This window comes from Barrientosiimonas endolithica (genome assembly GCF_030296655.1).
GTDB lineage: Bacteria > Actinomycetota > Actinomycetes > Actinomycetales > Dermatophilaceae > Barrientosiimonas > Barrientosiimonas humi.
Genome location: NZ_AP027735.1, coordinates 649715 through 668205, shown reverse-complemented (window position 1 = coordinate 668205; position 18491 = coordinate 649715). Strand labels below are relative to the sequence as shown.

Sequence of the window (18491 nt, the reverse complement as noted above, 5' to 3'; positions counted from 1 at the left end):
ACGTGGCCGCCGGGTCAACAGCGGCGAGCGGGCGTACGACTCAGGCCGGGTCGCCCCGGCCGTGCAGCTCGCGGTGGAGCCGCTCCATGCGTACGTCCAGCTCGGCGGCGGTCGTCGCCGCGTCGGCGAGCTCGGTGAGGATGCGCTCGGGGACGTTGCGGTCGTACTTGTAGTAGATCTTGTGCTCCAGCGACGCCCAGAAGTCCATCGCGATCGTGCGGAACTGGATCTCGACCGTCACGTCGACCGCGCCGCTGGACAGGAAGACCGGCACCTGCACGACCGCGTGCAGCGACTGGTAGCCGTTGGGCTTGGGCTCGGCGATGTAGTCGCTGACGCGCAGCACCGTCACGTCGTGCTGCTGGGTGAGCAGGTCGAAGATGCGGTAGACGTCCTGGCTGAAGCTGCACGTCACGCGCGCACCGGCGATGTCGGTGATCTCGCGGCGGATCGACATCAGGTCGTACGCCGTCCCCCGCCGGGCGACCTTCTCCAGGATGCTCTCGGGCGACTTGACCCGCGTCGAGACGTGCTCGATCGGGTTGTACTCGTGCATGTGCAGGAACTCTTCGCGCAGGATGTCGAGCTTGGTCTCGACCTCACGCAGCCCGAACTCGTACTCCAGCATGAAGCGCTGCAGCTCGACCCGCATCGTGCGCAGGTCTTCGCGCACGAACGTGACCAGCTCGTCCTCGCGGGCCGGGGCGAAGGTGCGCAGCATCTGGTCGAACACCACCTTGGGTTCCTCGCCCGGAACCTCCTGGGGCGACAAGCGACCACCCTCTCCGGAGCCCATGGAGCCAGGCTAGCCGGGGCGGCTTGGCTCAGCCTGAGATCAGGCCACGAGCGGCAGCACTGTGCTCGGCGACCAGCGCGTCGACGTCGAGGTCGGGGATGCGCCCGTCGACCACCCGCCACTGCCCGCCGACCATGACGCGGTCGGCGCGGTCGGCCGCGCAGAGCACGAGCGCGGCCACCGGGTCGTGGCTGCCGGAGAAGCGCAGCTCGTCCAGGCGCCACAGCGCGAGATCGGCCTGCTTGCCCACGGCGAGCACGCCCACGTCGTCGCGGCCCAGGACCCGCGCGGAGCCGCGGGTCCCCCAGGCCAGCGCGCGGTGCACCGGCACCGAGGCGCCGTAGCGCAGCCGCTGCAGGTAGAGCGCCTGACGCACCTCCGCGACCATCGTGGAGGCGTCGTTGGAGGCCGACCCGTCGACCCCGAGACCGACCGGCACCCCGGCGTCCTCCAGCTCGAGCACGCGGGCGATCCCCGAGGCCAGGCGCATGTTCGACGTCGGGCAGTGAGCGACGGCCGTCCCCGCCTCGCCGAGCCGGCTGATCTCCTCGTCGTCGAAGTGGATGCCGTGGCCGAGCCAGGTGCGGTCGGTCAGCCACCCGACGGACTCCAGGTAGTCGACCGTGCGCATCCCGAACCGCTCGCGGCAGAAGTCCTCCTCGTCCAGCGTCTCGGCGAGGTGCGTGTGCAGCCGGACGTCGAGTTCCGTTGCCAGACGGGCACTTTCACGCATCGCGTCGGTGGTGACGGAGAACGGCGAGCAGGGCGCGAGGGCGATCTGCACCTGGGCGCCCGGACCGGTCTCGTGGTACGTCCGCACCAGCCGCGCGCTGTCCTCCAGGATCGTGTCGAGGGGCTGCACGACCGACTGCGGCGGCAGGCCGCCGTCGTCCTGACCGAGCGTCATCGAGCCGCGGGTGAGGGTCGCGCGGAGTCCGAGCCGGCGTACGGCGGAGACCTGGATGTCGATGGCCTCGTCGAGCCCTGGCGGGAAGACGTAGTGGTGGTCGGCCGCGGTCGTGCAGCCGGAGAGCAACAGCTCGGCGAGCGCGACGGTCGTGGCCAGCTCGAGCGCGCGCGGGGTGAGTCGGGCCCATACGGGATAGAGGCCGGTCAACCAGGGGAACAGCTCGGCGTCGGCGACGAGCCCCCAGGCGCGGGTGAGGGTTTGGTAGAAGTGGTGATGGGTGTTGATCAGCCCCGGCGTGAGCACGTGCTGCGAGGCGTCGAACACCTCCTCGACCGGCGCCGACGGTTCAGCGCCGCGCGCGAGAACCTCTGTGATCACAGCGTTCTCGACGACCAGACCGCCGGATGCGTCGGGTGCGTCAGGGGTGTCGTCGGCGGTGAAGACCCCGAGAGGGTTCTTGATCCAGAGGCGCGTCATCGGCCCTCCCACGTGCGGGGCCGTCGCGGCCCGGGCGGCTCGCCCGCGGCGTGCGGGCGGCGGCTCAGTGGGCCTGTCTGCCGATCCAGGAACCGCCTCGCGCGGCTGCGACGACGGTAGGTCGTGGGTGGGGCGGAGTCAACGGGCACCCACGGGGCGACCGGGCGTGCATCTGGACGGGACGAACGCGGCCGGGGGCCACGACTCCCGCGGCATCTCGTGGGCACGCGCAGCTTTGTCCTGTCCAGATGCACGCCGCACCTAGCATTCGGAGCATGAACCTCCACGTCGCGACCGAGCGGGAGCTGCTCGAGGGCCTTCTCGACGTCCAGCGGGCCGAGATCGCCCGGATCCTCGACGACGCCGACGAGGCCGAGGCGCGCTCGCGGCTGGTCCCCTCGCTGACCACGCCCATGGGCCTGGTGAAGCACGCGACCTTCGTGGAGCGCATCTGGTTCCACTCGCGCGTGGCCGGTGTGCCGCGCCAGGAGCTCGGGCTGCCGGACACGGTCGACGAGAGCTTCGTGCTCACCGAAGACGACACGATCGAGAACGTGCGCCAGGGGTTTCTCGACGCGTGCGCCCGCTCGCGCACCATCGCGGCCGAGCACGAGCTGGACGACGAGTGCATGTGGCACCAGGGTCCGGTCAACCTGCGCTTCGTCTACGGCCACATGATCGCCGAGCTGGCCCGGCACGCCGGCCACGGCGACATCTTGGTGGAGCAGATCCGCGAGGCGCGGCGCGACTGACCACGCTGTCCGAACAGATCGGACATCGATTAGCGCCTGTCGGTCGACGGACCCGACAACCGACCGGCACAACCGGTCGAATCCGGTCGCAGAGGGCCGCATCCGGGTGTTGTGCCGGTCCGTCGTCCGGGACCACTCATGTGCGTCAGTCGGCCGAGGCACCGGGCCTCGTCCCCGTCGGGACATCCGCCCAGGAGGCTCGAGACCCGGCGCTACTGCGGCAGCGCGAGGAAGTCGCGCAGCCACATGTCGACCTCGCGCATCGTAGCCGCGTCGACCTGCCCCGCCTCTTCGGCGATCCGGTCTCGCGTCACGGTCCGAGGCTGCTCGGTCATGGCGTAGGTCGGCTTCGACAGCCGCAGCCGCGAGCCCGTCAGCGGCACGTGGTTGGGCCAGCCACGATCGGTGGTCGTCGCCGGAAGGATGATCGCGAGCGAATCAACCTGCTCGAGATAGAGGTCGCTCGCCACCACGAGAGCCGGCTGCCGACCCGCCTGCTCCCTGCCGCGGACGGGGTCCAGCTCCACCCAGACGACGGCGCCCCGACGCAGCTCACTCACCGCGGCCAGGATCTTCGAGGGCGACATCCCATGCGTGTGCCTCGTCCCAGTAGTCGGCGTCGGCACTTCGGGCCGCGCGACCGACGGCCGCCATGCGCTGACGACGCTCGTGCGCGTCGAGGAGACGCTCGATCAGACCGGCGGCAGTCACGCCCCGTTCCTGCGCATCCCGGTTGATCCGGTCGCGCAGCTCCTCGCTCACTTTGATCGTCGCCGCCACGACGGCGAGTATACCAAGTGGGATACCGCTCGATGCCAGGTGAGGCCGAGACCCGGCATCCGGCGGCCAGTGCTGCGCGGGGTGCGGGCGCACCCGGGCTAGGACGTTCGCTGGTCCCAGTCACGCCGCAGGAGCCCGTAGACCCACGAGTCGGAGACGACGCCGTCGACGATGCAGTCCTCGCGCAACGTTCCCTCGAGGACGAAGCCGAGCTTCTCGAGCACGCGCGCGGAGGCCGCGTTGCGCGTATCCGCTTCGGCCTGAACGCGATTCAGGTCCAACGTCGAGAAGGCCCAGCGCAGCAACGCACCAGCTCCTTCCGCCGCATAGCCGCGACCCCACGCCGGCTCGACGAGGCAGAAGCCGAGCGTGGCACTGCGGAAACCAGGGTTCCAGCTGTTGAACGTGCACCAGCCCACGAAGGCGCCGTCAGGCGTACGTTCCATCACCACCCGAGCACCCGTCCCGCCGGCCTCCATCGCGCGGTTGCCCTCCATGAACCTCGCGACCGCGCTGCGGTCGGTCCACGGCGAGGAGTCCCAGTAGCGCAGCACATGAGCGTCGCTCTGCAGGGCGAACAGGTCGTCGGCGTCACCGTCGACGAACGGCCGCAGCCGTAGCCGCTCGGTCTCCAGCGTCGGGGTGGGAAGGCTCATACAGAGGACCCTCGCAGCGGACGGCCCTCCACCGCCACCGAGTTCGGCCCGCGAGGGCGAGGGACGATGACGGGGATGAGCAGAGCCTTTCGGTAGGGGCGGGCGTCACGGAGTCGGCGACTGCGCTTCCCCGTCCACGGGTCGATGAGCGCGATGCCCGTGTGCACGAAGTCCTTCACGTTGCGCGTCGCGCAGGTCGCGTCGTGGGCTCGGCAGATCGCCGCGATCTGCGCGTCCCCGGTCGAGATCGGCAGACCACCGCGTTCGCGGACCGCCAGGATCTCTGCATACCGAGGTGCTGCAAGTACATCGAAGGCAATGATCGCCCCGGTGTCGCGGTAGGGCCTGATCGCGGACTCAACCCGGGCCGTGAGATCTTCCTTCCGCATGCCGGCAGGCAGGCGGCGGAGGCCCGCAAGGAGTTCGGCCAGAGTGACAGCAGTGATTGCGACGTCGTCGGTCAGTGATTCCAACCACGCGACTACGCGCGCGTCGGGCTGAGGCTTGAGCACCTCGGACACGACGTTGGTGTCGAGGATGATCACGAGAAGTCGGCAGCCCGAGCGGTGTCGGCACGTTCAGGCACCGGAAGTTCCTCGACACCGCCCGTAGCCTGCCCCGCCTCGAGGAGTGCGAGGCCGATGTTGGGTCGGGTCGCGGCCTTGGTCAGAATGTCACGGACTTCGGCCTCCATGGACCGACCATGCTGCTTCGCCTGCGCGGCAAGCCTGGCCTTGACGGACTCGTCGAGCCCGCGAACGACGATGGACGACACGTCAATCACCTCCGGCCTGATTGCATCGATGCTAGCACTCGCTGAAGACCACCCCACTGGCCTCGCGACTCCCGACACAGGTCGTACAGCACCAACATCGGTGGATCCTGGAGCACGTCAGCCATCTGCACGAACGCCAACACGGCCGGCATCGCTAGACGTTGAAGCGGAACTCCACGACGTCGCCGTCGTGCATCACGTAGTCCTTGCCCTCCATCCGCGCCTTGCCGCGCGAGCGGGCCTCGGCGACCGAGCCGGCGTCGACCAGGTCGTCGAACGAGATGACCTCGGCCTTGATGAAGCCCTTCTGGAAGTCGGTGTGGATGACGCCCGCGGCCTCGGGGGCGGTGGCGCCGACCGGGATCGTCCAGGCGCGCGACTCCTTCGGCCCAGCGGTGAGGTACGTCTGCAGCCCCAGCGTGCGAAAACCCTTGTGCGCCAGCTGGTGCAGGCCCGGCTCCTCGACACCGACCGACTCCAGCAGCTCGGCGGCCTCCTCGTCGGACAGCTCGGCGAGGTCGGACTCGAGCTTGGCGTTGAGGAAGATCGCCTCGGCGGGGGCGACCAGCTTCGACATCTCGGCCTGGAACGCCTCGTCGGTGAGCTGGTCCTCGTCCACGTTGAACACGTACAGGAACGGCTTGGCGGTCAGCAGTCCGAGCTCGCGGATCGGCGCGGTGTCCACGCCGGCGGCGAAGAGCGTACGCCCCTCCTCCAGGACCGCCTGCGCGGCGAGCGCGGCGTCGAGGACCGACTTGTCGGTCTTCTTGCCCTTGACCTCCTTGTCGAGGCGGGGCACCGCCTTCTCGAGGGTCTGCAGGTCGGCCAGGATCAGCTCGGTGTTGATGGTCTCCAGGTCCGACGCCGGCTCGATCTTGCCGTCGACGTGGTGCACGTCGTCGTCGACGAACGCGCGCACGACCTGGCAGATCGCGTCGGCCTCGCGGATGTTCGCGAGGAACTTGTTGCCGAGCCCCTCCCCTCGGACGCGCCCTTGACGATGCCGGCGATGTCGACGAACGACACGGTGGCGGGGACGATCCGCTCGCTGCTGAACACCTCGGCGAGCTGGGTGAGGCGCGGGTCGGGCAGCGGCACCACCCCGACGTTGGGCTCGATCGTCGCGAACGGGTAGTTCGCGGCGAGCACGTTGTTCTTGGTCAGGGCGTTGAACATGGTCGACTTGCCGACGTTGGGCAGGCCGACGATCCCGATGGTGAGTGCCACGAGACATGCATCCTACGTCGCCGTCGCCGGACTGCTGACAGCATGCCGCCATGAGCCACCCCCGGCGGACCCTGCTGACCGTCGCCTTCCTCAGCAGCAACCTGATGGTCACGACCGCCGCCGGCCTCACCGAGATCGTCGGGCGGCTGCCCGGGTGGGTGGGGGTCCTGTTCGTCGTGGGTCTGGTGGCGGCCATGCTCTGGCAGCTCGGACCGGGCACTCGGCGCCTGCCCCTGCCCGTCGTGGCGGGCGCGTTCGGGCTCATGCTGGGCTCGGCGTACGCCCTCCAGGCCGACGAGCGGTACGCCCTCCTCGCCCTGTCGCTGGCCGTGCTCGCGTTCCTCGGGCTGCGGCGGGCGCCGCTGCTGCCCGAACCGTCGGAGCCGCAGCTGCAGGGCGGTACGCCCGCGCTGGCCGAGCCGGCGCCCGTCACCACGCCGCCGGGTCCGACGTTCGAGGAACCCGCCCGGCCCAGCGCTGCGCCCCCGCTCCCGGCGCCGGACTCCGCCAGCCGGCAACCGGCGTACGGGCCGGTGTCGATCGAGCTGGCCCCGCAGCGCACCCGGCTGCTGATCCTGCTGGCGGGTGCCGGCTGCCTGCTGCTCGGGAGCTCCACGCTGTGGTCCGCCGCCTTCGCCACCAACGGGCTGAGCGGGACGGGTGAGCGCGTGATGGGCGGCCTGGTCGGGGCGATGTTCACCGGTCTGAGCCTGTTCCTCCTCCTCGGCGGCCTGACCATCCGTCCGCAGCAGCTGCAGATCGACGCGGCCGGCATCCGCCGCACCGGCCCGCGCGGGTGGGACCTGTCCTGGACGCAGGTGAGCGCCGTCGGCATCCGGGTGCGTGAGCGCTCACGCCTGGCCGCGAGCCGCGGCACCGGCATCAACCGCCGACGCCGGATCAGCGTGCTGCTGCTGCTCGAAGGAGCGGCGCCGGCCGTCCTGCAGGCCGAGAGCCAGGCACCCTTCTCCCACCACGACGACCTGCCCGACCTGCACCCCACCCAGGAGCACTCGCCGACGGTGATCGCGCTGGACCGTGGCCTGCTGGCCCACGTGCCCCGCCGCTACCTCGGGGTGCTGCAGGACTGATGTCGGCGCCGAGTGGCACGATGCCCCCATGAGCGACCCCGACATCCACACCCGCATCAAGGACCTCGTCGACGCCGAGCACCAGCTGCGCAGCCAGCTCGGCAAGGGCGAGATCTCCGCGGCCGACGAGCAGCGCAAGCTGGCCGACATCGAGCGCCAGCTCGACCAGTGCTGGGACCTGCTGCGCCAGCGCGACGCCAAGCGCGAGTTCGGCGAGCCGGCGAGCGAGGCCGAGGTCCGCCCGCAGAGCGTCGTGGAGAACTACGAGAGCTGATCCGGTGCCGGCTGCGGCAGGATCACCCGCATGAGCGGGCTCCTGCACCTCCGGCTGACCGTCCCGACCGAGCTCGGCGACGACGTGCGCGACCTGCTGACCGACAACGGCGGCATCTGCAACGTGACGTACGTCCGCGGCGCCTCCCTCGAGCCGGTCGGCGACGTCTTCGAGGCCGACGTGGCCCGCGAGCTGGTCGGCTCGGTCGTGGGCCAGCTGCGCCAGATCGGGGTGGCCACGCGCGGCGGCATCGTTCTCACCCGGCCGGCCGCCACGCCGTTCGACCAGGCGGCCCGCATCGAGCACGACGCGCCCGGCGAGGCCGACGACGCCGTGATCTGGGACGTCGTGCTCGACCAGGCGGAGTCCGCCGCGACCCCCACGGTGTCGTACTACCTGTTCCTGCTGCTCGCGACGTTGCTCGCCGGGGTCGCGATCATCACCGACTCCCCCGTGCTGGTCGTGGGCGCGATGGTCGTCGGGCCGGAGTTCATGCTCATCGCCGCGATCTGCACCGGGCTCGGGCTCGGGCACCTCCAGCTGGTCCGCCGGTCGCTGGTCCTGCTCGTCTCCGGGTTCGTCTTCGCGATCCTCACCACCGCGGCGCTGGCCTGGCTCGGGCTGCGCACCGGGTTCATCGACACCCTGTCCATCACCGGCCCTCGACCGCTCACCGGCTTCATCTGGAAACCCGACCAGTGGTCGTTCGTGGTCGCCCTGCTGGCCGGCGCGGCGGGGGTGCTCGCGATGGCCACCGACAAGTCCAACGCCATGGTGGGCGTCTTCATCTCCGTCACGACCGTGCCGGCCGCGGGCGGGATGGCGCTCGGCCTCGCCCTGTGGGACGTCGACGAGTTCGTCGGCAGCGCCGCACAGCTCGGCCTGAACTTCGGCGGACTCATCGCCTCCGGCCTGCTCACGGTGCTCTCGCTGCGCGCCGGCTGGGCCTACGCCGAGAGCCGTGACGCCGCCTTCTTCCACCGGGCGCGCAGCCGGATGGTCGAACGCCGCGCCCACGTCCACGACTGAGCCGCGCCCTGCCCGGCGCACGCTCGTCGGTCAGTCAGCCGCGCACGGCCCGTCGCCGCGACCGAGGCTGACACCGCTTGCACCAGAACAGGTTTCGCGACGCCAGCTCGACCCTGCTGACCGGCGTTGCGCAGACGAGACACGGCTGCGCCTCCCGTCGATAGACGTACACCTCGCCGCCGTGCCGGTCGACGCGCGCGGCACGCCCCATCGCCTCGGGCGTGTGGTCGGTGTGCACGGTGTCGATGCGCCCGTCGCGCACGCCGAGCGGCATCAGCTCGACGAGGTCGTCCCAGAGCGCCTCGAACTCGTTGCGCCGCAAGAACTTTCCGGGCATGAACGGGTCGATGCGGTTCCGGAAGAGCGTCTCGGCCCGATAGATGTTGCCGACGCCGGCGAAGATCTTCTGGTCCATCATCAGCACGCCGATCGGGCTGGCGCTCTTATGGATTCGCGCCCAGGCGACCTCGGGGTCGGCGTCGGTGCGCAGCGGGTCGGGGCCGAGCCGCGCGACGATCTGCTCGACCTCCTCGGGCGTGCGCAGCGCCACGACGGTGGCGCCGCGCAGGTCCATCGTCATCGGCGGGTCCTCGGTCTGCATACGCCAGCGGATCTGACCCACCTCGGGCAGGTCGTACGTCGGGGTCAGCGCGAACTTGCCGATGAGCCCCAGGTGGATGTTGACCATGTCGTCGACATCCTGCGCGGCGAGGAACATCTGCTTGCCGTAGGCCTCGGCGTGGTCGAACACGTGCCCGTCGAAGCGCGCGGCCCCCTCGTCGAAGCGGCCCTGCGGGCTGGTCGAACGCACGACGCGGCCCGCGAACGCGCGGTTGAGCGCCCCCGCGATGCGGTGCGTGACGTGTCCCTCTGGCATCGGAGCGAGGTTAGCGGCCACCGTTGTCGGTGCCGGATGGCAGCCTGCTCGGCATGGAGATCGTGATCGCCCTGGTGGGCCTGCTCGTCGGCCTCGTCGTCGGCGCGCTCGGTGCGGCGGCGTGGCTGCGCCAGTCGTTCGCCGCGCGCACCGCTGCGGTGAGCACCGAGCGCGACCTGCTGCGCGAGCGCGTGGTCGACCTCGAGGCCACGGTCGCCGACGACGCCCAGACCGCGGCAGCGCTGAGCCCGCTGCGTGACGCGCTGGGCCGGGTCGAGCAGCAGGTGCAGACGCTAGAGCGCGACCGGCAGGAGCAGTACGGCCGGCTCACCTCCCGCCTCGGCGAGGTCGCCACCAGCACCGCCTCGCTGCACCGCGAGACCGCGAGCCTCGCCGGTGCGCTCAACTCCTCGACGGCGCGCGGCGCCTGGGGCGAGCTGCAGCTGCGCCGCGTGCTCGAGCACGCCGGGCTGTTGTCCCGCTGCGACTTCGACGAGCAGGTGAGCGCGGTGACGCGCCACGACGTGCGCGTCCGGCCCGACGTGGTCGTGCGCCTTCCCGGGGAGCGGGTGCTGGTGATCGACGCCAAGGCGCCGATGACGTCCTTCCTCGACGCGCAGGCCGACGGCCTCGACGCGACGCAGCGCGCCGACGCCCTGGCGGCGCACGCGCGGGCGCTGCGCGGCCACGTCGACACGCTGGCGGCCAAGGCCTACTGGTCGGCGTTCGACGACGCGCCACAGATGGTCGTCTGCTTCGTGCCCGCCGACGCGATGCTCGCCGACGCCCTGACGAGCGACCCGTCGCTGATGGACCGCGCCCTGGCCCGCAAGGTGGTGCTGGCCTCGCCGAGCACGCTGATGGCGCTGCTGCGCACCGTGGCCCTGGCCTGGCAGCACGACGCGCTCACCAGCAACGCGCGCGAGCTGCTCGACCTCGGCCGCCAGCTGCACGAGCGGCTCGGCACGATGGGCAAGCACGTCGCAGCGATGGGCGGCTCACTGCGGCGCAGCGTCGAGAACTACAACCAGCTGGTGGGGTCGCTGGAGTCGCGCGTGCTGGCCACCGGCCGCAAGATGCACGAGCTGGGGCTGGCCGACTCCGAGCTGCCCGAGGTGCCACCCATCGAGGCCACCCCGCGCAGCCTGTCCGCGCCCGAGCTGCTCGCCGCAGCCACCGCCGACGACGCCCGCCCCGAGCTCGATCTGGGGCTGGCCGGCGCCGGGCTACCTCCCCACGCCGCTCCCCGCCGCGGGGAGAGCGAGCGGACGCGCGACGCCGGCTGAGGACGTACGGCGGGGGTGGGGTGGCCAGGAGCGCGTCACAAGACCCGATATCGGGGGTTGTGACGTCGCGCGACCCGCGGAAGCGGTCACAAGGGCCGATACCGGGGGTTGCGACGTCGCGCGACCCGCGGTAACCGTCACAAGCGCCGATATCGGGGGATGTGACGTCACGCGGACCGGCGCGTCAGTCGATCAGTGCAGCGAACCGGCGTCGTGGCGGATCTTGTCGGCCTCCTTGCCCTGGCGGGCCTTGAGGTCGCGGCGCAGCTCGTTGGGGAGCGCGAACAGCAGGCTCTCCTCGGCGGCGGTGATGGCCTTGACGTCTTCGAAACCGTGCCGGGCGAGGAAGTCGAGCACGTCACGCACGAGCACCTCGGGCACCGACGCGCCGGAGGTGACGCCGACGGTCTGGACGCCCTCGAGCCACGACTCGTCGATCTCGTCGGCGTAGTCGACCAGGTGGCCGTCCTTGGCGCCGTGCTCGATCGCGACCTCGACGAGGCGCACCGAGTTCGAGGAGTTCGTGGAGCCGACGACGATCATCAGGTCGGTCTCGGGAGCCATCTGCTTGACCGCGAGCTGGCGGTTCTGCGTGGCGTAGCAGATGTCGTCGCTCGGCGGGTCCTGCAGCTGGGGGAACTTCTCGCGCAGGCGCCGCACGGTCTCCATGGTCTCGTCGACCGACAGCGTGGTCTGCGAGAGCCAGACGACCTTCTCGGGGTCGCGCACCTCGACCTCGTCGACGTGGTCGGGGCTCTGCACGAGCGTGATGTGCTCGGGCGCCTCGCCGGAGGTGCCGACGACCTCCTCGTGGCCCTCGTGGCCGATGAGCAGGATGTCGTAGTCGTCGTCGGCGAAGCGCACGGCCTCGCGGTGCACCTTCGTGACGAGCGGGCAGGTGGCGTCGATCGTCTTCAGCGAGAGGGCCTTCGCCTCGTCGTGCACCACCGGCGCGACGCCGTGGGCGGAGAAGATGACGGTGGCGCCCTCGGGCACCTCGTCAGTCTCGTCGACGAAGATCGCGCCGCGCTTCTCCAGCGTGGTCACGACGTGCTTGTTGTGGACGATCTGCTTGCGGACGTAGACGGGCGGGCCGTACAGGTCGAGCGCCTTCTCGACCGTCACGACGGCGCGGTCGACGCCGGCGCAATAGCCGCGGGGCGCGGCGAGCAGCACCCGCTTGGTGGCGCTCTCGTCGGGCGTCGCGGCGTCGCTGGCCTGGGCCGGGGCGGCGGTGTCGGTCATGCGTTCCATGCTAGACGCCGGTCGCAACGCCTCCGGACGGCCGTTCCGGCAGCCACAGCTGCACCGACCCGACGGGCACGAATCCCGCCGCGAGGAACCGCCGCACCGCACGCGTGTTGCCCGGCGCGCAGGCCGCCACGACGGGCGTCCCCGGCTCGGGGATGCCCAGGGCCGCAGCGAGTACGCCCGCGCCCCGTCGCGCAGGCCCGTCCGGGTCGAGCTCCAGGCCGAGCTCGGTGAGCCCGGCGACGCCACGGCCAAGAGTGATCACGTCGCCGAGCGCCGGGTCGGGCGACCCGTGGACGGTGACGTCGTCGCGGAGCAGGCGAGCCAGACGTACGCGCGGGTGGTCGGCCAGGTCGGGCCGCGGCACCGCTGCGGTGCCGGGGTGCGCTCGGCGCGCCGTGCCAGCAGCAGGTCGTGGACCTCGAGATATCCGGTGCCGGCGAGCGCCACGGTGAACCGCGCGTCGGCCGCGCCGCCGAAGCCGTCGGCCCCGAGCTCGTCGAGGCGGGTGTCGGTGACGTCGTCGCCGACTGCCACGAAGGCGTGGCCCGTCATCGCCACGACACCTTCGAGGCCGGGCCGCCACAGCGGCACCCGGGTCCAGCGCCCGTCGACGGGCGGGAAGGCGTCGTCCAGCGCCGCGACGACGGCCTGGGCGATCGGGTGCACGGGTCGGGAGCGTAGCCACCGCCTGCGTCAGCGCCCCCGTGTCGGCGGCGACGCCTACGCTGCCCCCGTGAGTCTTCCCCTGCCCGAGCGCGCCTCCGACACCACGGCCGAGCAGCCGTGGCCGGTGCGCAAGCTCAGCCTGAAGATCTCCGACTACGTCGACAAGATGGTGCCGCTGTGGGTCGAGGGCCAGATCATGCAGCTCAACCGCCGGGGGCCACCTGCTACCTCACGCTGCGCGACCCCGAGGCCGACATGTCGCTGTCGGTCACCGCCCCGGCCACCACGCTCGCGGCGATGGGCCCGAGCATCCAGGAGGGCACCCGCGTGGTGGTGCACGCCAAGCCCGTCTTCTGGACCAAGCGCGGCTCGCTGATGATGGACGCCCGCCAGATCCGCCACGTCGGCATCGGCGAGCTGCTGGCCCGCGTCGAGCAGCTCAAGCAGCTGCTGCGCAGCGAGGGCCTGTTCGACGCCGGCCGCAAGCGGCCGCTGCCGTTCCTGCCCCGCCGCGTCGGCCTGATCACCGGGCGCAACAGCGCGGCCGAGCGTGACGTCGTCGAGAACGCCCGCCGCCGTTGGCCATCGGTGCAGTTCGAGATCCGCGAGGTCGCGGTGCAGGGGCCCACGACGGTCGAGGAGGTCAGCCGGGCGCTGGCCGAGCTCGATGCGCTGGCCGAGGTCGAGGTCATCGTGGTGGCGCGCGGCGGCGGCTCGGTCGAGGACCTGCTGCCGTTCAGCAACGAGGCCCTGGTGCGGGCGGTGTCCGACGCGCGCACCCCCGTGGTGAGCGCGATCGGGCACGACGTCGACGCGCCCCTGCTCGACTTCGTCGCCGACGTGCGGGCCTCCACGCCCACCGACGCGGCCAAGGTGGTCGTGCCCGACATCGCCGCCGAGCTGCAGCAGATCGCCGCCGCCCGGGGTCGCGCGATGCAGGCGCTGCGCTCGCGCGTGCGCCACGAGCGCCACCGGCTCGAGGCCACCCGCACCCGCCCGGCCTTCGCCGACCGCAGCACGTTCGTCACCATCCGCCGCGGCGAGGTCGTCGAGCTGCACCGCCGCGGCCGGGCCGGTGCCCAGCTGCGGCTCGAGCGCGCCGACGACCGCCTGGGCCACCTGCGCGCGCAGCTGCGGGCGCTCTCCCCCGACGCGACCCTGCGCCGCGGCTATGCCGTGGTCCGCCACGCCGACGGGCAGGTCGTCTTCGACCGGGCCGACGTCGACCCCGATGAGACCCTGCGCGTCACCGTCGCCCACGGCGACTTCGCTGTCACCCCGGTCTCCTAGGCTGCGGGCATGGCAGATCCTGACGAGTCCGACGAGACGCTCGACGACACCGGTCTCGACGACACCGGTCTCGACGACGCCAGCCTCGACGACGCCGACGACCCGGCCGTCGGGTCCGAGGGCTCCGACGACGAGGCCGACGCCGACATCGCCGACCTGTCCTACGAGGACGCCCGCGACGAGCTGGTGAGCATCGTCAGCAAGCTCGAGGGCGGCTCGGCCGGGCTCGACGAGAGCATGCGGCTGTGGGAGCGCGGCGAGAAGCTCGCGGCGCACTGCCAGCGCCGCCTCGACTCCGCCGAGCAGCGCCTCGACGCCGCCACGACCGACGAGGGATGATACCGCGCGGTATCATCCGGTCATGGCCATGACGCTTCGGCTCACCGATGAGCAAACCGCCTCGTTGCGCGACACGGCCGAGCGCGAGGGCCGGTCGATGCACGCCGTCGTCGTCCAGGCGATCGAGGACTACACCGCGCACCGGCGACAGCTGCGGGACGAACTCCTGACACAGATCGTCACCGAGGATGCCGACGTGCTTCGTCGCTTCGAGGACGCGTGACCGACCAGGTCGATTACCTCGACCTCGACGACGTGCTGGCGTGTGCCCGCGCGGCGCTCGGGAGGCCGCCCCAGGTGCGCGACTGGGGACTGATTGCGTCCGCGCTCGCCCGCCCGCGGGCCAGCGCGTTGGGCAACGAGGCCTACCCCGACGTCGTCACCAAGGCCGCCGCGCTCTTGTCGTCCTTGATCACGAACCGCGCACTGGTCGACGGCAACAAGCGGACGGCCCTCCTGGCGACCCGGTTGTTCCTCGGGCTCAACGGTGTCCCTGTCGTCGCCTCCGACGACGAGAAGTTCGACCTCGTTCTGGACATCGCCGAGGGTCGGCTGAGGTCGGCAGCCGAGGTAGCCGACCGCCTGCGTCCCCTGACACGGTCCGCCCGTCAGCGACCCGTGGCTGTGCCCTGACGGGTCGGCTCCAGCGACTTCGCGAACGCCTCCAGCTCCGGCCAGTCGGCCTCGCCCAGGACCACGGTGCGCAGCCCGCTGAGCGGCTCGGTGCGTACGAGACTGCGGCGGTCACCCGCGGTGAACCGCTGCCAGGTCGCGCCGTCCAGCGAGACCTGTCCCTGCGGGGTGCCGTTGTTGGTCTGCTTGGCCACCCACGCCGCGTCGCCGCGCTGCGTCTGCTCCATCGAGAGAAAGTCCTCCGAGGGTGCGCGATAGCCGACGTGCCAGGTGGGCGGCTGGTTCTCCAGCCGGATGAGCCGCACGTTGACCGGCACCCACTGCTCGCCGAGCCCGGCCGGCACGGCGACGTCCCAGCGCTGCTGGATGCCGACCTCCCGGGCGATGGCCGGGACGTTCTGCACCGGCTGCGCGGTGGTGCTCACCCGCGGGACCATCGCGATCCAGACCGCGCACCCCGCGAGCACCACGAGCATCGAGATGATCATGCTGCGGGCCGAGCCGCTCATCCCCCGGCGCCGGGCGGGCGTCTGCGGGGACGGCTGGGTCTGCTGGGCGAGGGTGGCGGGCACGCCCCCATGGTCCCCGATGCTCCTGGCCGGGCTCACCACGGGCCGGTCCGCACGCCTGAGCCGGTCGATAGAGTCGGCGCAGCGCCGGCGCTCGGCGCCGAAGCTGCCGTCCCGAGGAGCGACATGACCCAAGATCCGAGCACGAGCACCCGAGTTCCCGACCGCAACCTGGCGCTCGAGCTCGTACGGGTCACCGAGGCCGCGGCCATGGCCGGCGGCCGCTGGGTGGGCCGCGGCGACAAGAACGGCGCCGACGGCGCCGCGGTCGAGGCCATGCGCACGCTCATCTCCACCGTGTCGATGAACGGCACCGTGGTGATCGGCGAGGGCGAGAAGGACGACGCCCCGATGCTCTACAACGGCGAGCAGGTCGGTGACGGCACCGGCCCCGACGTCGACGTCGCGGTCGACCCGATCGACGGCACCACCCTCACCGCCAAGGGGATGACCAACGCCGTCAGCGTCCTGGCCGTGAGCGAGCGCGGCTCGATGTACGACCCCAGCGCCGTGTTCTACATGGACAAGCTCGCGACCGGCCCGGAGGCGGCCGACGTCGTCGACATCCGCCTGCCCGTCGCCGAGAACATCCGCCGGGTCGCCAAGGTCAAGCACGAGAGCGTCTCCGACGTCACCGTCGTCATGCTCGACCGCCCCCGTCACGAACAGCTGGCGCGCGAGGTGCGCGAGGCCGGCGCGCGCATCCGCTACATCACCGACGGTGACGTGGCCGGCGCCATCATGGCGGCCCGCGAGGGCACCGGCATCGACCTGCTGCTCGGCATCGGCGGCACCCCCGAGGGCATCATCGCGGCGTGCGCGATGAAGTCGATGGGCGGCGTCATCCAGGGCAAGCTGTGGCCGAAGGACGACGACGAGAAGCAGCGCGCGGTCGACGCCGGTCACGACCTCGAGCGGGTGCTGTCCACCGACGACCTGGTGCGCGGCGACAACTGCTTCTTCGTCGCCACCGGCATCACCGACGGTGAGCTGCTCAAGGGCGTGCGATACCGCTCCGGCGGCATCACGACGCAGTCGCTCGTGATGCGCTCGCGCAGCGGCACGATCCGGCTGATCGAGGCCCAGCACCAGATCGAGAAGCTCGCCGGCTACGCCGGCCCCGGCCGGACCCCGTGACCGTGGGCGCCCGCAGCCTGGTCGTCGGCGAGGCGCTCGTCGACATCGTCAAGGAGTCCTCCGGGGAGACCCGCGAGCACGTCGGCGGCAGCCCGCTCAACGTCGCCGTCGGCCTGGCCCGGCTCGGCCACCACGTCGAGCTCGCCACGAGCATCGGCACCGACCACCACGGCCGGCTGATCGAGGAGCACCTGGGCCACGACTTCGTGGGCCTCACCCCTGGCAGCCGCAACGCCGAGCGCACCGCGACCGCGACCGCCACGGTCGACGAATCCGGCTCTGCCACCTACGAGTTCGACCTGGCGTGGGACCTCGCGGAGGTGCCCACCGGTTTCGACCACCTGCACACCGGATCGATCGGTGCGCTGATGCAGCCCGGCGCGACGCAGGTGCGCGAGGCCCTGCTGCGCGGTCGGGCCGAGTCGACGATCTCGTACGACCCCAACGTGCGTCCCACGCTCATGGGTGAGCCGCAGGACGTCCGCTCCGACCTGGAGCAGATCGTCGGGCTCAGCGACGTGGTCAAGGCCAGCGACGAGGACATCTCCTGGCTGCACGGCGACGAGACGTCGACGGCCGAGATCCTGCGGCTGTGGGGCCGCCTCGGCCCCGCCCTCGTCGTCGCGACCAGGGGTGCCGACGGCGCCCTCGTGCACGTGACGGCCACCGGCGAGACCGTCGAGGTGCCGGGCGTGCGCGCCGAGGTCGCCGACACGGTGGGCGCCGGCGACTCGTTCATGTCCGGCCTGATCGCCGGGCTGCTCGACCAGGGTCTGCTCGGCGGGGTCGACGCGCGCGAACGGCTGCGCATGGCCGCCAAGGACCAGCTGCTGCAGGCGGTCGACCTGGCCATCCGCAGCTCGGCGATCACCGTGTCGCGCCAGGGTGCCCAGCCGCCGCGCCGCGACGAGCTCGGTTGAGCCACAACGGGACTCAGCTGGTGCGTCGGTTGGTCGCCGCCGGCCCCGGACGGATCGAGATGGTCTCGTAGGTCGCGTCGGGCGTCGCGGTCAGCGCGGTGCGCACCGCCACGGCCACCGACTCCGGCCGCAGGAACTCCTCGGGGTCGTACGCCCGGTTCTCGCCGGCCACGAGCTCGCGCTGCATGTCGGTGTCGACCCGTCCGGGGTGCACCGAGCTCACCCGCACCCCGTCGGGGCGCAGCTCCTCGCGCAGCACGTCGGTGAGCGCGGTGAGCGCGAACTTCGACGCCGGGTAGTGCCCACCCTTGCCGCTCGCGCGCAGACCCGAGCCGGAGTTGATCGTGACGATCGTGCCCTGCGCGGCGACCAGCGCGGGCAGCAGCAGCCGGGTCAGCTCCGACACGGCGATCACGTTGAGCTCCAACATGTTTCGCCACATCGCGCGGTTCGACTCGGGCGTGGCCGCGCCGCCCGCAACCCCCGCCGAGTGGACCAGGCCGTCGAGCCGGTCGAGCCCGAGAGCCTCCACCGCCGCGGCGGTGGAGTGCTCGTCACCCAGGTCGGCGACGAACGGCGCGGCAGAGGGCAGCGACTCGACGAGGGAACGCACCGCGCTCTCGTCTCGCCCGCCCACGATGACGTGCCAGTCGTCGGCGAGCGCGTCGACGCACGCACGCCCGATGCCTCGGGTGCCGCCGGTGATCAGGACGCTCTTGCGATCGCTCATGGCACCAACGTAAGCCCGGCGAA

24 protein-coding genes and 1 pseudogene are annotated in these 18491 nt (G+C 71.6%); 11 read left to right on the top strand and 14 right to left on the bottom strand.

The window, feature by feature from the left end; all coding sequences use genetic code 11:
- Nucleotides 1–40 precede the first annotated feature (40 nt).
- The gene (locus tag QUE40_RS03495) at nt 41–652 is read right to left on the bottom strand and encodes a GTP pyrophosphokinase (RefSeq protein WP_236022429.1); all 612 of its coding nucleotides are present in this window, start codon (nt 650–652) and stop codon (nt 41–43) included.
- A 172-nt stretch (nt 653–824) separates the two neighbouring features.
- Nucleotides 825–2183, bottom strand: a complete 1359-nt coding sequence (locus QUE40_RS03490; RefSeq protein WP_289232334.1) for an 8-oxoguanine deaminase — start codon at nt 2181–2183, stop codon at nt 825–827.
- A 275-nt stretch (nt 2184–2458) separates the two neighbouring features.
- Between QUE40_RS03490 and QUE40_RS03485 the strand changes: the two genes are divergently transcribed.
- Nucleotides 2459–2935, top strand: coding sequence for a DinB family protein (locus QUE40_RS03485; RefSeq protein WP_289232333.1), 477 nt, complete (start codon nt 2459–2461; stop codon nt 2933–2935).
- A 212-nt stretch (nt 2936–3147) separates the two neighbouring features.
- Here the strand turns inward: QUE40_RS03485 and QUE40_RS03480 are convergent, their stop codons facing one another.
- From QUE40_RS03480 to ychF, 6 genes and pseudogenes are all read right to left on the bottom strand, one after another.
- A complete protein-coding gene (locus tag QUE40_RS03480) occupies nt 3148–3495 on the bottom strand; it encodes a type II toxin-antitoxin system PemK/MazF family toxin (protein ID WP_289232332.1) in 348 nt (115 codons plus the stop codon).
- The gene (locus QUE40_RS03475; protein ID WP_142004430.1) at nt 3488–3715 is read right to left on the bottom strand and encodes a ribbon-helix-helix protein; all 228 of its coding nucleotides are present in this window, start codon (nt 3713–3715) and stop codon (nt 3488–3490) included. The genes QUE40_RS03480 and QUE40_RS03475 overlap by 8 nt, the downstream gene beginning before the upstream one ends.
- A 98-nt stretch (nt 3716–3813) precedes the next feature.
- Complete coding sequence (locus tag QUE40_RS03470) at nt 3814–4371, bottom strand: GNAT family N-acetyltransferase (protein WP_289232331.1); 558 nt, start codon at nt 4369–4371, stop codon at nt 3814–3816.
- On the bottom strand, nt 4368–4916 hold the full coding sequence (locus tag QUE40_RS03465) for a type II toxin-antitoxin system VapC family toxin (protein WP_289232330.1): 549 nt from the start codon (nt 4914–4916) through the stop codon (nt 4368–4370). The genes QUE40_RS03470 and QUE40_RS03465 overlap by 4 nt, the downstream gene beginning before the upstream one ends.
- Nucleotides 4913–5146 (bottom strand): FitA-like ribbon-helix-helix domain-containing protein, encoded by a 234-nt coding sequence (locus tag QUE40_RS03460; RefSeq protein WP_289232329.1) that lies wholly within the window; start codon nt 5144–5146, stop codon nt 4913–4915. Before QUE40_RS03460 ends, QUE40_RS03465 begins: the two co-directional genes overlap by 4 nt.
- Before the next feature lie 154 nt (nt 5147–5300).
- Nucleotides 5301–6373, bottom strand: a pseudogene (ychF, locus tag QUE40_RS03455) (redox-regulated ATPase YchF).
- Nucleotides 6374–6423: 50 nt separating this feature from the next.
- Here ychF and QUE40_RS03450 point away from each other — a divergent pair.
- Genes QUE40_RS03450 through QUE40_RS03440 form a run of 3 tightly spaced genes read left to right on the top strand, consistent with a single transcriptional unit; the run spans nt 6424 to nt 8767 of the window.
- Complete coding sequence (locus tag QUE40_RS03450; RefSeq protein WP_289232328.1) at nt 6424–7464, top strand: hypothetical protein; 1041 nt, start codon at nt 6424–6426, stop codon at nt 7462–7464.
- A 28-nt stretch (nt 7465–7492) separates the two neighbouring features.
- On the top strand, nt 7493–7738 hold the full coding sequence (locus tag QUE40_RS03445; protein ID WP_142004424.1) for a DUF2630 family protein: 246 nt from the start codon (nt 7493–7495) through the stop codon (nt 7736–7738).
- A gap of 30 nt (nt 7739–7768) precedes the next feature.
- Nucleotides 7769–8767: a DUF389 domain-containing protein gene (locus QUE40_RS03440; RefSeq protein WP_289232327.1), complete on the top strand. Its 999-nt coding sequence runs from the start codon at nt 7769–7771 to the stop codon at nt 8765–8767.
- A gap of 34 nt (nt 8768–8801) precedes the next feature.
- Here the strand turns inward: QUE40_RS03440 and QUE40_RS03435 are convergent, their stop codons facing one another.
- Nucleotides 8802–9644 carry an Fpg/Nei family DNA glycosylase gene (locus tag QUE40_RS03435; RefSeq protein WP_289232326.1) on the bottom strand — a complete coding sequence of 281 codons (843 nt, stop codon included), beginning with the start codon at nt 9642–9644 and terminating at the stop codon, nt 8802–8804.
- 53 nt (nt 9645–9697) lie between these two features.
- On the opposite strand from QUE40_RS03435, the gene QUE40_RS03430 reads away from it, so the two are divergent.
- On the top strand, nt 9698–10930 hold the full coding sequence (locus QUE40_RS03430; RefSeq protein WP_289232325.1) for a DNA recombination protein RmuC: 1233 nt from the start codon (nt 9698–9700) through the stop codon (nt 10928–10930).
- Nucleotides 10931–11122: 192 nt separating this feature from the next.
- Here the strand turns inward: QUE40_RS03430 and QUE40_RS03425 are convergent, their stop codons facing one another.
- Genes QUE40_RS03425 through QUE40_RS03415 form a run of 3 tightly spaced genes read right to left on the bottom strand, consistent with a single transcriptional unit; the run spans nt 11123 to nt 12850 of the window.
- The gene (locus QUE40_RS03425) at nt 11123–12175 is read right to left on the bottom strand and encodes a 4-hydroxy-3-methylbut-2-enyl diphosphate reductase (RefSeq protein WP_142004420.1); all 1053 of its coding nucleotides are present in this window, start codon (nt 12173–12175) and stop codon (nt 11123–11125) included.
- A gap of 10 nt (nt 12176–12185) precedes the next feature.
- Nucleotides 12186–12446 (bottom strand): hypothetical protein, encoded by a 261-nt coding sequence (locus QUE40_RS03420; RefSeq protein WP_289232324.1) that lies wholly within the window; start codon nt 12444–12446, stop codon nt 12186–12188.
- A complete protein-coding gene (locus QUE40_RS03415; RefSeq protein WP_289232323.1) occupies nt 12443–12850 on the bottom strand; it encodes a hypothetical protein in 408 nt (135 codons plus the stop codon). Before QUE40_RS03415 ends, QUE40_RS03420 begins: the two co-directional genes overlap by 4 nt.
- A 177-nt stretch (nt 12851–13027) precedes the next feature.
- On the opposite strand from QUE40_RS03415, the gene xseA reads away from it, so the two are divergent.
- From xseA to QUE40_RS03395, 4 genes are read left to right on the top strand one after another with little or no spacing between them, the layout of a single operon-like run.
- Entirely contained in the window at nt 13028–14140 is a 1113-nt protein-coding gene (xseA, locus tag QUE40_RS03410; protein WP_350227060.1) for an exodeoxyribonuclease VII large subunit, read from the top strand.
- 9 nt (nt 14141–14149) lie between these two features.
- The gene (locus QUE40_RS03405) at nt 14150–14479 is read left to right on the top strand and encodes an exodeoxyribonuclease VII small subunit (RefSeq protein ID WP_289232322.1); all 330 of its coding nucleotides are present in this window, start codon (nt 14150–14152) and stop codon (nt 14477–14479) included.
- Nucleotides 14480–14501: 22 nt separating this feature from the next.
- Nucleotides 14502–14702, top strand: coding sequence for a DNA-binding protein (locus QUE40_RS03400; protein ID WP_289232321.1), 201 nt, complete (start codon nt 14502–14504; stop codon nt 14700–14702).
- Entirely contained in the window at nt 14699–15112 is a 414-nt protein-coding gene (locus QUE40_RS03395) for a type II toxin-antitoxin system death-on-curing family toxin (protein ID WP_289232320.1), read from the top strand. Before QUE40_RS03400 ends, QUE40_RS03395 begins: the two co-directional genes overlap by 4 nt.
- Here QUE40_RS03395 and QUE40_RS03390 read toward each other — a convergent pair.
- Nucleotides 15088–15684 carry a DUF4245 domain-containing protein gene (locus tag QUE40_RS03390; protein ID WP_289232319.1) on the bottom strand — a complete coding sequence of 199 codons (597 nt, stop codon included), beginning with the start codon at nt 15682–15684 and terminating at the stop codon, nt 15088–15090. The genes QUE40_RS03395 and QUE40_RS03390 overlap by 25 nt on opposite strands.
- A gap of 123 nt (nt 15685–15807) precedes the next feature.
- Here QUE40_RS03390 and glpX point away from each other — a divergent pair, with 123 nt between their 5' ends.
- Entirely contained in the window at nt 15808–16818 is a 1011-nt protein-coding gene (glpX, locus tag QUE40_RS03385; protein WP_142004415.1) for a class II fructose-bisphosphatase, read from the top strand.
- Between the two features lie 2 nt (nt 16819–16820).
- Entirely contained in the window at nt 16821–17738 is a 918-nt protein-coding gene (locus QUE40_RS03380) for a carbohydrate kinase family protein (protein WP_289232318.1), read from the top strand.
- A 13-nt stretch (nt 17739–17751) separates the two neighbouring features.
- On the opposite strand, the gene QUE40_RS03375 is transcribed toward QUE40_RS03380, so the two are convergent.
- The gene (locus QUE40_RS03375; RefSeq protein ID WP_142004413.1) at nt 17752–18468 is read right to left on the bottom strand and encodes an SDR family oxidoreductase; all 717 of its coding nucleotides are present in this window, start codon (nt 18466–18468) and stop codon (nt 17752–17754) included.
- Nucleotides 18469–18491 lie beyond the last annotated feature (23 nt).

What these genes read in the sequence shown, in the direction of transcription:
- QUE40_RS03450 (WP_289232328.1), top strand. Translation starts at nt 6,424, where the DNA reads ATGAGCCACCCCCGGCGGACCCTGCTGACCGTCGCCTTCCTCAGCAGC.
- QUE40_RS03425 (WP_142004420.1), bottom strand. Translation starts at nt 12,175, where the DNA reads ATGACCGACACCGCCGCCCCGGCCCAGGCCAGCGACGCCGCGACGCCC.
- QUE40_RS03430 (WP_289232325.1), top strand. Translation starts at nt 9,698, where the DNA reads ATGGAGATCGTGATCGCCCTGGTGGGCCTGCTCGTCGGCCTCGTCGTC.
- glpX (WP_142004415.1), top strand. Translation starts at nt 15,808, where the DNA reads ATGACCCAAGATCCGAGCACGAGCACCCGAGTTCCCGACCGCAACCTG.
- QUE40_RS03405 (WP_289232322.1), top strand. Translation starts at nt 14,150, where the DNA reads ATGGCAGATCCTGACGAGTCCGACGAGACGCTCGACGACACCGGTCTC.
- QUE40_RS03495 (WP_236022429.1), bottom strand. Translation starts at nt 652, where the DNA reads ATGCGGGTCGAGCTGCAGCGCTTCATGCTGGAGTACGAGTTCGGGCTG.
- QUE40_RS03445 (WP_142004424.1), top strand. Translation starts at nt 7,493, where the DNA reads ATGAGCGACCCCGACATCCACACCCGCATCAAGGACCTCGTCGACGCC.
- QUE40_RS03440 (WP_289232327.1), top strand. Translation starts at nt 7,769, where the DNA reads ATGAGCGGGCTCCTGCACCTCCGGCTGACCGTCCCGACCGAGCTCGGC.
- QUE40_RS03490 (WP_289232334.1), bottom strand. Translation starts at nt 2,183, where the DNA reads ATGACGCGCCTCTGGATCAAGAACCCTCTCGGGGTCTTCACCGCCGAC.
- QUE40_RS03375 (WP_142004413.1), bottom strand. Translation starts at nt 18,468, where the DNA reads ATGAGCGATCGCAAGAGCGTCCTGATCACCGGCGGCACCCGAGGCATC.
- QUE40_RS03435 (WP_289232326.1), bottom strand. Translation starts at nt 9,644, where the DNA reads ATGCCAGAGGGACACGTCACGCACCGCATCGCGGGGGCGCTCAACCGC.
- QUE40_RS03470 (WP_289232331.1), bottom strand. Translation starts at nt 4,371, where the DNA reads ATGAGCCTTCCCACCCCGACGCTGGAGACCGAGCGGCTACGGCTGCGG.
- QUE40_RS03400 (WP_289232321.1), top strand. Translation starts at nt 14,502, where the DNA reads ATGGCCATGACGCTTCGGCTCACCGATGAGCAAACCGCCTCGTTGCGC.
- QUE40_RS03485 (WP_289232333.1), top strand. Translation starts at nt 2,459, where the DNA reads ATGAACCTCCACGTCGCGACCGAGCGGGAGCTGCTCGAGGGCCTTCTC.